At 44.9% G+C, this 12,828-nt stretch carries 11 protein-coding genes; 7 read left to right on the top strand and 4 right to left on the bottom strand.

All coding sequences use genetic code 11. The annotated features are described in order from the left end of the window. Nucleotides 1–264: 264 nt before the first annotated feature. On the top strand, nt 265–1,554 hold the full coding sequence (locus H3S82_RS05530; RefSeq protein ID WP_198232304.1) for an MFS transporter: 1,290 nt from the start codon (nt 265–267) through the stop codon (nt 1,552–1,554). A gap of 13 nt (nt 1,555–1,567) precedes the next feature. On the opposite strand, the gene H3S82_RS05525 is transcribed toward H3S82_RS05530, so the two are convergent. The 4 genes from H3S82_RS05525 to H3S82_RS05510 are packed head-to-tail and all read right to left on the bottom strand — an operon-like array spanning nt 1,568 to nt 3,931. Continuing rightward, nucleotides 1,568–1,828: a hypothetical protein gene (locus H3S82_RS05525; RefSeq protein WP_198232303.1), complete on the bottom strand. Its 261-nt coding sequence runs from the start codon at nt 1,826–1,828 to the stop codon at nt 1,568–1,570. After that, entirely contained in the window at nt 1,825–1,992 is a 168-nt protein-coding gene (locus tag H3S82_RS05520; protein WP_188317772.1) for a hypothetical protein, read from the bottom strand. The genes H3S82_RS05525 and H3S82_RS05520 overlap by 4 nt, the downstream gene beginning before the upstream one ends. Continuing rightward, entirely contained in the window at nt 1,992–2,441 is a 450-nt protein-coding gene (locus tag H3S82_RS05515; protein WP_198232302.1) for a DNA polymerase III subunit chi, read from the bottom strand. Before H3S82_RS05515 ends, H3S82_RS05520 begins: the two co-directional genes overlap by 1 nt. 2 nt (nt 2,442–2,443) lie before the next feature. Continuing rightward, complete coding sequence (locus H3S82_RS05510) at nt 2,444–3,931, bottom strand: leucyl aminopeptidase (RefSeq protein ID WP_198232301.1); 1,488 nt, start codon at nt 3,929–3,931, stop codon at nt 2,444–2,446. A 339-nt stretch (nt 3,932–4,270) separates the two neighbouring features. Between H3S82_RS05510 and lptF the strand changes: the two genes are divergently transcribed. The 6 genes from lptF (at nt 4,271) to rsmA (ending at nt 11,837) form a co-directional block, all read left to right on the top strand. Then, nucleotides 4,271–5,461: an LPS export ABC transporter permease LptF gene (gene lptF / locus H3S82_RS05505; protein ID WP_077971028.1), complete on the top strand. Its 1,191-nt coding sequence runs from the start codon at nt 4,271–4,273 to the stop codon at nt 5,459–5,461. Further along, nucleotides 5,458–6,549, top strand: coding sequence for an LPS export ABC transporter permease LptG (gene lptG, locus H3S82_RS05500; RefSeq protein ID WP_077971026.1), 1,092 nt, complete (start codon nt 5,458–5,460; stop codon nt 6,547–6,549). The genes lptF and lptG overlap by 4 nt, the downstream gene beginning before the upstream one ends. Next, nucleotides 6,550–8,913 carry an LPS-assembly protein LptD gene (locus H3S82_RS05495; RefSeq protein WP_370541230.1) on the top strand — a complete coding sequence of 788 codons (2,364 nt, stop codon included), beginning with the start codon at nt 6,550–6,552 and terminating at the stop codon, nt 8,911–8,913. 107 nt (nt 8,914–9,020) lie between these two features. Beyond that, nucleotides 9,021–9,992 (top strand): peptidylprolyl isomerase, encoded by a 972-nt coding sequence (locus H3S82_RS05490; RefSeq protein WP_077971023.1) that lies wholly within the window; start codon nt 9,021–9,023, stop codon nt 9,990–9,992. Nucleotides 9,993–9,994: 2 nt separating this feature from the next. Continuing rightward, nucleotides 9,995–11,017 carry a 4-hydroxythreonine-4-phosphate dehydrogenase PdxA gene (gene pdxA / locus H3S82_RS05485; RefSeq protein ID WP_198232336.1) on the top strand — a complete coding sequence of 341 codons (1,023 nt, stop codon included), beginning with the start codon at nt 9,995–9,997 and terminating at the stop codon, nt 11,015–11,017. Then, entirely contained in the window at nt 11,007–11,837 is an 831-nt protein-coding gene (rsmA, locus tag H3S82_RS05480; protein WP_198232300.1) for a 16S rRNA (adenine(1518)-N(6)/adenine(1519)-N(6))-dimethyltransferase RsmA, read from the top strand. The genes pdxA and rsmA overlap by 11 nt, the downstream gene beginning before the upstream one ends. Nucleotides 11,838–12,828: the final 991 nt, after the last annotated feature.

Below are 12,828 nucleotides of genomic sequence, written 5' to 3'. Positions count from 1 at the left end.
TTTGTTTTTTCCTCCCGAAATGTGAACCGGAAGATTCGGCTATTTTTCACCTGGCAGGAGAACCGCGCTGCCTGCATGAAAGCCAGTCAATCAAAAAAACAGCCATTCGGCTTTTTAATTATTTCCATATGAGGAGCGGAAAAGTTCGGTTGCTCACAACAATTTTTATCCGAACCGGACTCGACAGTTCAACGAAATTTTTATAACTATTGCAGACTGTTTTTATAATTTCATTACGTTTATTTGGGTGGAGACTTTCTAATCATGTCAACAGCTATCATCGAAGAAAATGCACAACCTCATAATTCGGTTGCGCAGATTTTGCTTGCCAGTATGATCGGTACGACGATCGAGTTTTTCGATTTTTATGTCTTTGCAACGGCAGCAGCGCTTCTATTTCCCGTGTTATTTTTTCCGAAAGGTGATCCGACTGTTGCACTTCTAAGTTCTTTCGCCATTTTTTCGGCGGCGTTCTTTGCCCGTCCTTTAGGATCAATCATCTTCGGTCATTATGGTGACAAATTAGGTCGCAAAGTGACACTCGTGGCTGCATTGCTCACAATGGGTATCTCGACTGTTCTTATCGGTTTTCTACCGACATATGCATCCATCGGCTGGTATGCCCCGTTATTGCTGACGCTCTGCCGTTTCGGTCAGGGACTTGGTCTGGGAGGTGAATGGGGCGGCGCTGTCTTGCTGGCAACAGAAAATGCACCGAAGGAAAAACGCGGCTGGTATGCGATGTTCCCGCAACTCGGTGCGCCAATCGGACTTATCCTTTCTGCTGGTACATTCTGGTTCATGTGGAATTTTTTAAGCGAAGGCCAACGTTTTGAATGGGGATGGCGGATACCCTTTATCGCTTCAATTATTCTGATTATAATCGGCCTTTGGGTACGGCTTTCCATCAGTGAAACGCCCGAATTCAAAAAAGCAATAGAGCGTGCCGAACGCGTCAAAGTGCCATTGATCGACGTCTTTGTTAAATATCCGCGAGCGCTTTTCCTCGGTAGTTTCGCCGGTATGACCACCTTTGTCTTGTTCTACCTGTGCAGCGCATATTTGTTATCCTATTCAACCCACCACCTTAACCTCACTTTCGGCCAAGCGCTTGAAATACAGATGGTTGGTGCCGTATTCTTCGGTCTACTCATTCCTTTTTCAGGAAAGATATCCGACCGTATTGGACGCCGTACTCTGATGATCTGGGTTACAATTTTTATCGGACTTTTTTCTTTTTCCATGCCCTATCTTTTGGATGGAGGTGTGTTCGGCAGCTTCATACTTTCAGCCGTTGGCCTCGGCCTGATGGGGCTTACCTATGGTCCGATCGGCGCAGCCCTTGCATCACCTTTTCCGACATCAATCAGATATACCGGTGCATCAATGACATTCAACCTTGCGGGAATTTTTGGTGCATCATTCGCGCCTTATATTGCCGAGACACTCGTCCAGAATTTCGGCACCGCTTATATCGGTTATTATCTGTTATTGTGTTCCTTCATCTCTCTGACATGCTTTGTCGGCTTTACAGACAAAGAAATTTCACACTGATAAATTGAAAATATCAAACTATTAAAAAGAACAAAAATAGCAGCGGCAGAAGAAATGTTACCACTGCTATTTTTTTCGACATAGATTTCGGTATGATTAAATTGAGTATCAAGGCTGATAAAATCGTTGCCGTAATGAATATGACATTTGCCGCAATATCGATACGTTCAATATGAAAAGTGCTGGACAGAAGATGTGTCGAGCCAATCCATGACGTTATGACAAAGCCGAAAAAAACAGCCCAAACGAGAAGTGCCAAGCGCGTAAAATTCATCGGCTGCTGTTTCGTCTGGCAGATCGCAAAATCGTCCAAACGCCCAATGCGATAATAATGACAAAAACCCAACGTCCTCCGCCCGAACCATCCTCTAAAAATTTTTCCGGATAGATAAGGCCGGCAAGGCCGATAAAAATTAGAATAACGGGAGTTATACGCATCAGGCTTTTTTCTCCCATCGGCGGTCTTCGGTTTGCTGCCAGTAAGTCAATTTATGATTTTTAGCCTTATAAGTTTTCCATTGTTGGCGCGTTTGAGCCAACAGATCCTCGTCATGACCGTCAAACATGACAACAAGTCTCTCGTAATTGTCGGGTTCAGAACAATTTGATCCTTCAAGCATGAAACGAACTTGTGAACCATTCGGATTTTCTTCCCCTACGGTCAAATAAATCGGTTGGAGATTCGGGTATTTATCCCTTTCAGTGCCGTGACCGATAAAGGAATCATCCGAATAGACCCAAAGGTAGGAATCCATTGCATCGCGCCGTTCGTCAGTCATAAACTGGATAGTCACTTTCCAGTCGCGAGCCAGTGATCGCTCAAGAAGTCCAGGTAAGGCGTCTTCGAGCGTAGACTGTGTCAGGTGGTAGAACAGTATTTCTGCCACTTTCAACCCTCGTAGCTATCCTGAATAAGACGATCAAGTAAACGAACACCAAAACCCGAGGCCCAGGACTGATTATATTCGTTCAAGGGGGATTCAATTGCTGTACCGGCGATATCAAGATGTGCCCAGGCTGTATCTCCGACAAAACGCTTTAAAAATTGGGCGGCAGTAATGGAACCGGCGTGACGCCCACAGCTATTTCTCATATCCGCCACTTTCGAATCGACCAATTTGTCATAAGTTTCATTCAATGGCATCCGCCAGAGTTTTTCGCCGGTTTCAAGCCCTGCCTTGATGAGATTATGAGCCAAATCGTCCTGATTGCTGAATAGTCCGGCATGATCACTACCAAGTGCAACCATAATTGCACCGGTTAGCGTTGCAAGGTCGACCATAATCTTCGGATTGAAACGTTCTTTGGTGTACCACAACGCATCCGACAGAACCAAGCGACCCTCTGCATCGGTATTAATAACCTCGATTGTCTGGCCTGACATCGACGTAACAATATCGCCCGGACGTTGGGCATTGGCATCAGGCATATTTTCTACAAGTCCGATAACACCGACAATATTGGCTTTGGCTTTTCGGGAAGCTGCAGCCTTTAGGAGACCGGTAACGGCGGCGGCTCCCCCCATATCGCCTTTCATTCCTTCCATTCCGCCACTGGATTTCAAAGAAATTCCGCCTGAATCGAAAACTACCCCTTTGCCGACGAAAGCCAATGGACGATCTTTTGTTTTTCCGCCCTGCCACTGCATAACCGCCAGATAAGGTGGACGTTTCGAACCACGAGAGACGCCAAGAAGAGCGCCCATGCCCAGTTTTTTCATATCTTTTTCGTCGAGAATTTCGACATTGACGCCAAGTTTTTCAAGTTTTTCAACTTCTTTTACAAATTCTTTGGTTCCGAGAATATTGGCCGGCTGGTTGATCAGATCACGCGCAAAAAGTACCGCGTCTGCAAGTGAATTTGCCCGTTCCAGAAGTATTTTTCCCGCTTTTTCATCTTCCAGTTGAAGAGTTATCTTGCAGGATTTCGCCTTCTTTTCTTTATTTTTCAAAACAGTTTTATAGTCGTCGAACGCATAGCCACGCAGCCGAATTCCGAGAATAAAATCGAGAATGCTTTGTTCTTTCAATTTTTCTCCCGTTACAGTCAGATAGATATCTGCTTCTTCGCTATCTTTCAGAGCGGCAAATGTGGCGCCCCCGAGCTTTACCCAGTCATCTCCCTGAAGCCGAGCTACGTTTCCTACCCCGAGCAGCACCAACCGATCAAAACCCTTTTTCCCATCGCATACTTCGTCGACGAGCTCCAACTTGTCGCCCTTGAAATGACGCACTTTCATAATTCTGTCGACAAGTGCTTTTCCAACCATTTTTTCTACTTCAAAAGCACTTTTACCGTCTTCGTTAACAAGAACGACAACAACGTTTTTTTTCGGTGCAGAAATTGTACTGCTTTCAATGACGATATTTTTTTGCATTCATAACTCCTGCCATCTGTTTACTGCAAAATATGGATTTGAAAAAATCCATAATGATCAAGTTTTCTTTTATACCTTTTAACGGCAAAGTGTGACTAGTTGGCACTGAATGTATTTTTTTATCCCGTTTACCGCAAGATAGCCCTTGCTATCTTGCAACTTATCCGTCACTTGTGGCAAAAGAAATCATTAAGAAACGGTTAACTATTTTTTTTTGCCTCTTGTTAGACTCGTCATGCTATCAAGGGAAAAAAGAAATAGAGCGGTTCAAACATGGAACTCGGTTCCATAGACTCGTGGTTATTATGAACATCAGTGATGAGGATGTATTATCCATCAATGCGCATTATTGAATTATACATCCTACGACGTGTTTTCGTTCTGTTTATGGCAGTTCTCCTTGCTGCTGTAGGAATCAGCTGGACTGTTCAGGTTCTGTCCAGAATCAATTTTTTAACCACCAGTGGTCAGACTCTTTTTACTATTCTGCAATTCTCGTCCCTATTTATCCCCTCGGTCATTCCGCTCGTTATTCCGTTCGCTCTCGTTATCGCCATTGCCCAGACATTATCGACAATGAATCAGGATTCAGAGCTCGTGGTGATAAATGCGTCGGGAGCACCTCGCAGCACCGTCTGGAAACCGATTTTGCTCCTCGCTGTTCTTGCTGCAATATTTTCCTTTGTCATCACAAACTTCATAAGCCCGCAAGCACGTATCACAATGCGGGAAATGATGGCAACAACACATTCGGACCTGATCAATGTGTTCATACAAGAAGGAAATTTTCGTGAGCTGACAGACAATCTCTATATGGAAATCGGGGAACGCCATGACGATGGTACCATCGGGAGGCTTTTTATAGCCGACCAACGTGATCCGACGACCGACCTCTATTATTACGCCGTCAATGGTTCGGTTATCAGCAATAATACTGGAGATTTTCTTGTTCTCAATAATGGCGAAGTGCAAAGGCGTGACAATAAAGCCGGAACCATGTCGATTATCAAATTCGGCTCCTATACATTCAACCTGAGCGATTTCACAGCAAGTGACGGAACCCCAACGATATTTCCGAAAGATCGTCCGCTGGTTTATCTTTTTCACCCCGATGCCAATGATTCCTATTATCAGAGACGGCCTTTGCAATACACTGCCGAATTGCATCGCCGCTTTACCGACTGGCTTTACCCTATTGTTTTTGCTTTGATTGCCTTGGCAGTTGCCGGTGACGCACGCTCACAACGTCAGGCGCGCATCTCTGCATCATTTTCGGCGATTTCCCTTTCACTTATTGTCTATGCTATCGGTTATTTTTTTGGCGACCGTTCCGATAATGATCTCGCTTACATACCGCTTCTCTACATTTTGCCGATCGGCGTTTGCTGCTTTATTCTATTTTTGTTCCTGACAAATCGTAAAATGACATTGCCCGATCAATTCGGTTACAAAATATGGAATGGCCTAAAACATTTGAAAGATAGAATTTTTCGCCATAAACAATCTGATGTAAATGGGGGCGCATCATGATTGGATGGACATTAGGACGGTATTTCTTCTCGCGATATGTAAAGACAACTGTCTATTTTTTGCTGGGAATTTTTGTTCTTTCTCTTTTGATCGATTTTACGATCAATGCCGGAAGACTTGCAGGTTTACCCGGTTATTCGCCTTTCGGAGCGCTCGCAATATCGGCATTGCGCATTCCGTTCAACATGCAACAATTATTTCCGTTTGTAGCGTTGTTTTCCGCAATGGCAACGCTGATCTCTCTCAATAGAAAAATGGAACTCGTTGTAACCCGTTCTATAGGCGTATCGGCATGGCAATTTCTTACGCCTTTATGTTTTGGTGCTTTTTTATTCGGTCTTTTCGGCGTTGTAGTGGTCAACCCTGTTGCAGCATGGGGAACAGCACAATCGGAAAAAATTCTTTCCCAGTGGAAAGGCAAGAATGTAGAAACACCTGTGGATAAAGAACGTGTGCCATGGTTAACGCAACGTACCGACTTCGGGCTTACAACCATAGGTACAAAATCTGTTGCGGATGGCGGGCTGACACTGATTGATGCGACTTTCGTCGAATATAACGATGATCAAACGATCAAAGATTGGTTGAATACATCACGTGCCCACCTTGTTCAGGGGTATTGGGTGCTTGAAAATGGCGGCCGTTATAGAGCTGGTCATGAGCCTGAATTGTTTACAGAATTAAAGATTCCGAGCAATTTGCGGCCGGAATTTGTCGAAGAAAAATTGGCGGATCCGGCAACGATTCCGTATTATGATTTGCCCCGCAAAATAGAGGTCGCCCGTTCATTCGGATATTCGGCCAATTCCTTCGATATGCAACTACAATCATTGGTTGCACTTCCTGCGCTTCTTATAGCGATGACATTGATCGCGGCAACTGTTACATTGAAATTTGTAAGATTCGGACAATCTCGCACAATGATTTTGGGTGGAATCATTGCCGGGTTCGTGCTTTATGTGGTTACGGTTCTTGTGCAGGCATTCGGTAAGGCGGCTTATGTGCCTCCGGTAATTGCTGCTTGGGTGCCGGTTGTTATTGCGTTATTTTTTGGTATATCCTTTTTGTTGCATAAAGAGGATGGCTAGGTGAGACAATTGACAAGTGGAATGAAAATTTCGAACAGCCTAAGGGCTCTGGCACTCGGCACCGCGTTAGGGTGTTCTCTGGGAGTGGGCGCAATTTATGTTGCCTCTGCACAAGATTTTAGTGCCATGACAGCCACTCATAAAACTGATCCGGATGCACGCATGTTACTTTCGGCGGACGAGCTCGTTTACGATCGTGACGCCAATACAGTCACTGCCCAGGGAAATGTGCAGATTGAATATGACGGAAACCGAATCGTTGCACGCAAGGTCGTTTACAACCAGAAGACAAATCGTGTCCTAGCCGAAGGCGATGTGGAAATTGTCCAACCGGATGGCAGCAAATATTATTCGCAACAAATTGATATGACCGAAGATCTGGGGGAAGGTTTTGTCAATTCGCTGCGAGCTGAAACGCCTGACAATACCCGATTTGCAGCAGTGAGCGCAGAACGTAGTGGCGGCCAAATGACGGTATTCAACCGCGGTGCCTATACGGCCTGCGAGCCCTGTTATTATAAGCCGGATAAGGATGTGCTCTGGCAGATTAAAGCGAAAAAGATCATATGGAATGGTGCCACAAAAACCATGCGTTTTGAAAACAGCCATTTCGAGTTTTTCGGCATGCCTGTTGCCTGGTTCCCGGTTTTCGAGATGCCGGATCCGACGGTGAAGCGTAAAACCGGTCTTTTGACACCTAATTTCGTTTTTACGAATGATCTCGGTTTCGGAGTTCGCAATTCTTATTTCTGGAATTTGGCTCCGAATTATGATTTCACGCTGTCGGCAACCGGATATACAAATCAGGGTCTATTAACCGAAGGCGAATGGCGCCACCGTCTGGAGACAGGTACATATAATATTCGTTTTGCCCATATCTATCAGGTTAATCCGGATGATTTCGACCATGATACGATCGATAGCAATAACGATAATCGTTATATGGTGGCGACAAAGGGTGATTTCCGGATCAATTCAAGCTGGACATATGGATGGGATATTCTTGCACAGTCTGACAGGAATTTTAGTCGCACCTATGATCTTGAAGGTTACAGGAACGATGTGTTCCGTTCGCAAATCTATTTGAATGGACTTGCCGGCCGAAACTATTTCGATATGCGCTTTTATCATTTTGAAGTGCAAGATTCGATGCTCAAAGATAATCCGAGCGAACGTTACACCCGCCAGCCATGGGTTCTTCCGCGTATAGATTATTCTTTCACTCCGGACGAATCGGTCTATGGCGGTGAATTTACTTTCCATACAAATTTACAATCCATCTATCGTGATAAGGCAGATTTTGCCTTTGCCGATTGGCAAGGTCGTCCTCTTAACACCGCACGACTGGCTGGCATGTCCGGCACAGACTTCCGATTGACAACAGATGTTGAATGGAAAAGAAGTCTGATCAGTCAAGGTGGTCTGGTCTTCACGCCAATTCTGGCATTGCGCGGCGATGGTATAGGTACCGATGCCTATGGTAACTATGGTGGTTACATGCCGGACGGTAGCTATAGCAAAATGGATATAGAATCAGGCGCGTTCCGCGGCATTGCAACGGCCGGCTTGGACTTGCGTTATCCCCTGCTCTTTACAGCAGGTAATTCCACCCATGTCATCGAGCCTATCGCGCAAATTTTCATTAGAAATAATGAACAATATACCGGTCGCCTTCCCAATGAAGATGCTCAAAGCTTTGTTTTTGATGCCACGACATTGTTTGAACGTGACAAGTTTTCCGGTTATGACCGTGCAGAAGGCGGAACACGTTCCAATGTCGGTCTGAGATATTCGGGTAACTTCAATAATGGTTGGTCACTTTATGGTTTGGCCGGCCAATCCTTCCAGCTTTTTGGCAAAAATTCTTTCAATGCAAAAGACTTTGTCAGCGTCGGTGCCGATTCAGGACTTGAAACTGCCCGTTCCGACTATGTTGCGATGATCGGTGCAAGCAATGAAAATGGTTTTGCCATTGCTTCGCGCGGCCGTTTTGATGATGAGACCGGTTCAATCCGTCGTGGTGAGGTCGAAGCTTCACAAAACTGGAAGCGGGTATCGCTTTCATCGCAATATGCGTATATCCAAAGCCAGCCGGATTATGGTTATGCACAGGATCGTCAAGAAGTTAGTCTTTACGGCAATTATAAATTTACTGACCATTGGTCGGTTCATGCCAATTCAAGTTACGACCTCGTTTCCGATACATTTGTGAGATTGGGCACAGGTTTGAATTATCTTGATGAATGTTTTGGCTTCAATCTCGGCTATTCCCAGACACGTAACCCTTGGGAAAACGAGCCTAAGCACACATTCGGCTTTCTATTGTCCTTCCGCACTGTGGCAGATATTGGCAAAGCCATGTAACAATATTGCAAGTTACAGGCAGTTTTTTTGGTAAAATACTGTTTTTGTGATATTCAAATTTGTAAACTGTTTGGAAAATAATCGGCAAAAAGTGGAAGCTGGAAACAATGAAAAAGATGAAAACACGCTCCTTGGCATTAATCATTGCGTCGATGCTTGGCGCAACTTTCTTGTCGGCTGACGCTTTTTGCGCTCCAAAAGCCTCCCAAACAGAAAGTTCCGGATTAACTGCAGTTGCTGTTATCGTCAACGGTAATGCCATAACCAATTACGACATACAAAGACGAGCGGCATTTCTTAGACTGCAGAGAAAAACCGGCAATCTTGCAGCTCAGGCTAAAGACGAGCTCATTGAAGACATGCTCAAACGCGTCGAGATGAAAAAGCGCAATATGGACGTCAGCGATGATGAAGTCGACAAAGCATTTGCCGGTTTTGCCGAACGAAACCATATGACTGTGGCTCAGTTGACAGACATGTTAGGCAAAGCCGGTGTCACTGCGGAACATTTCAAAAATTATATTCGTGTCCAAATGGGATGGGGGCGCCTTGTCAGTGCCCGCTTTCGTGCAGAAGGCGGTATGGTTAGCGAGCAGGAAGCAGTCCAGCGTATGCTGAAAAATGGCGGAGTAAAACCCACCGCCAATGAATATGAGTTGCAGCAAGTGATCTTTGTTGTTCCCAACAACCGGCGTAGTGCTATATTGGGAAAACGCAAACAAGATGCCGAAATGTTCCGTTCGAAATTTTCCGGATGCTCAAATCTCAAGCAGCAAGCGACCGGTATGATTGATGTCACAATCCGCAATCTCGGTCGTGTCCTTGAACCACAATTACCTGAAGAGTGGGAAAAGGCGGTCAAAGCAACACCTGCCGGTCGTATGACACCACCGCAAGAAACACCAAGAGGTGTTGAAGCTCTTGCTGTCTGCAATATTAAAAAAGTTTCCGATGATAAGGTGGCCCAACTGGTCTTCACTGTTCAGGACAATGAAAAATCCGGAGACAAAAAAGCTGAAGATCTCAGTGCAAAATACCTCAAGGAACTGCGGGAAAAAGCCCGCATCGAGAACCCCTGATGATGCCACCACTTGCGGTTAGTGGTGGTGATCCCACCGGCATTGGATTGGAAATCGCTCTGAAGGCATGGTTATTGCGCCAATCTCGCGATATACCGCCATTTTTCGTCCTTGCTGATCCGGATATGACAAATGAGACCATATCTGCGTTAAAGTTTAATGTTCCTTTGAAAATCGTTGAACCCGACGCCCTGACAGGTGTCGTGTCGCTGTTTCATGATAATTTTCCGGTCCTCAAGCTCGATAACCGCCAATCCGGTAAACCCGGTCATCCGTCTTCAAAAAACGCCGCCGGAATTGTCGAGGCAATCGAACGGGGTGCCCACCTTGTTAATGCCCATAAAGCCTCAGCACTTGTTACGTGCCCGATAGCGAAAAATGTGCTTTATGATGCCGGTTTTCATTTCCCTGGTCATACAGAATATTTGGCTCATCTAGCAAAACAGATGAATGGGAAGACATATCAACCGGTCATGATGCTTTGGGGGCCAGAGTTAAAAACAATACCTGTAACAGTCCATATTGCACTTGAAAAAGTTTCCGGTTCTCTGTCGGAAGACCTTCTGGTTAATACCGGTCTCATCGTCGCCCATGATCTGCGTGAACGATTTGGGATCAATAAGCCGAGACTTGCTATAGCCGGTCTTAACCCTCATGCAGGTGAACGGGGGGCAATGGGAAAAGAAGAAAGTACTATAATTGAACCGGCAATAGAAATATTGCGTTCCCATGGCATTGATGTTACCGGCCCTTTCCCCTCGGATACGATGTTCAACGTCAGAGCAAGAAAAAATTATGATGTTGCACTATGTATGTATCATGATCAGGCACTCATACCGGTTAAGACAATCGGCTTTGATGATACGGTGAATGTTACTTTAGGATTACCCTTTATTCGTACTTCACCGGATCATGGAACAGCCTTTGACATAGCTGGTAAAGGAATAGCTTCACCGGACAGTTTTATTGCTGCATTAAAACTTGCTCAAACGCTTGCAACAAATGCCCGCCATCATGACAATTGACTCACTTCCACCGCTGCGGGAAATTATCACGAAATTCGGTTTACAGGCTAAAAAATCGCTTGGCCAAAATTTCCTTTTCGATCTTAATTTGACATCCAAAATTGCCCGGCAAGCCGGTGATCTTTCTGGCAAACCGGTTCTGGAAATCGGTCCGGGCCCAGGTGGTTTAACACGCGCTTTATTGGCTCAAGGGGCGATTGTTACTGTTATAGAGCGCGATACACGATGTGTTGGTGCTCTCAAAGAAATCTCCGAGATTTATCCGGATAAACTTCGCATCATAGAGGGAGATGCTTTAAAACAGGATTTTAATGCCCTTTTCAACACAAACGAAAAACCTGCTATCGTTGCCAATCTTCCTTATAATATCGGAACAGAACTTTTAACCCGCTGGCTTTTGACCGAGCCGTGGCCACCGTTTTATAAATCCATGACATTGATGTTTCAAAAAGAAGTGGCTGAACGTATTGTCGCTCTTCCTGACACACCTCATTATGGGCGGCTCAGCGTTCTTACCGGATGGCGGTCTCTTGCACGAATAGCATTCGACGTTCCAAGACAGGCATTCACACCACCGCCCAAAGTTACATCTTCTGTTGTTCACATCGTTCCTTATCAAAATCCGCTCTCCTGTTCATCACGCAATCTGGAAAAAGTCACCAGAGCGGCATTCGGACAAAGGCGCAAAATGCTTCGCCAAAGTCTGAAATCTCTTGGCGGAGAGTTGTTATTGGAAAAAACCGGAATTGACGGAACAAGGCGTGCTGAAACACTTGAAATAAAAGAATTCGTCGCCCTTGCCAAAGCGCTAGAGACTTGAAAATAAATCAATTTTCAAGACCGCGAGCAAAAATCACCCTCTTATGTATCATCGTTTAGAGCTGATAAATCAGAACTCGACAGAAAATGACGTTGAAAGTTTTCATTTATTTCTATTTTTGCCTGCCAAGACAAGTAGGAAAACGTGAACAAGGTGAATAAGCGTAACCGGAACAATTTTGAAACCAAATTATAATAACAGCAACACAAAGCTTTATTGAATTTCAAGGCGAAAAATATTTTCGTTGCGCAATCTGGATGGTTATCGCCTATATCTTTGCTGCCATAGAATATCCGGCCTATCAGCGGCAGGAGATTGATTAGATGAACCGAAAGATAGTCCTTGCTAAACATGCGTGTTGACGCTTTGTGAAACTAAGTTGTCTCATCTCATCGTTCATCAGTTCTCTTCTCTTTCTGACCAACGAGGTTTTAAACGGGCAGCCATTTCCATTGTTGGTTCAACCATCCGTCAACCGTTCGCTTTATCGCTATCCTGCCTTTTTAAAGGACGCTCGAAAAATAGAGGTAAAGCTTGCGCCGCTCATGCGAATGTCGCAAACGCCATATAGTCCTTCTGATCGACAGTATTTTTTATTGCTATTCCACACAATGCAGGAATACACGAGGTGCCTTCCTCCAACGTCATTTCCGGAAAGGAATGTTCATTCCTCGAAACACTGCTATGAGCCAATCATCGTTTCGCAGTTTGTCCGCTGAAAAACGCGTTACTGTTCCGGATAGAATTATCAAGGATATGAACGGCAGCGAAAATCTTAATTGTTCGAGGGAACAGACGACACAGAACCGGACTTTTGTTCGAACACACGGTTGTCATCATTTGACAAAGCCCAAGACATCACACTCATATTCTCACAATCAGAGTACCGTCATAGCAGAAGATTAAGCCGGAAAATTTTCAAATGGACAGACAAAAAAGCTAGAAATCTTTGATTTTTTTCTTCCCCTTTTGAAGAGGAAAATCGCGTTTT

The sequence above is a fragment of the Bartonella sp. M0192 genome (genome assembly GCF_016102305.1).
Classification (GTDB): Bacteria; Pseudomonadota; Alphaproteobacteria; order Rhizobiales; family Rhizobiaceae; genus Bartonella; species Bartonella apihabitans.
The sequence above is the reverse complement of the archived record's forward strand: the minus strand, read 5'-3'. Positions and strand labels throughout refer to the sequence as shown.